Source organism: Macrococcus equipercicus (genome assembly GCF_004359525.2).
Classification (GTDB): domain Bacteria; phylum Bacillota; class Bacilli; order Staphylococcales; family Staphylococcaceae; genus Macrococcus; species Macrococcus equipercicus.
Genome location: NZ_SCWC02000041.1, coordinates 1 through 260, shown reverse-complemented (window position 1 = coordinate 260; position 260 = coordinate 1). Strand labels below are relative to the sequence as shown.

At 37.7% G+C, this 260-nt stretch carries 1 tRNA gene; it reads right to left on the bottom strand.

The features are described from left to right. Nucleotides 1-135: 135 nt before the first annotated feature. Nucleotides 136-212 (bottom strand) — tRNA-Ile (locus tag ERX35_RS11355). Nucleotides 213-260 lie beyond the last annotated feature (48 nt).

Here is a 260-nt window from a genome sequence, read left to right as displayed (position 1 = left end):
ATTAATAATGTGATGTCTGCATAAATGCAGACGCGCGATTTCTAAGAATTCAATAAAATGAACTCACTCGGTATTGCTTGGTAAAATCTTTTTCTTCTTCATTGCTTATCTAGTTTTCAAGGTACAAATTATAAATGGTGGGCCTAAATGGACTCGAACCATCGACCTCACGCTTATCAGGCGTGCGCTCTAACCAGCTGAGCTATAGGCCCATTTGAATGATGAACATTCAAAACTGAATACAATATGTCAGACGTTAA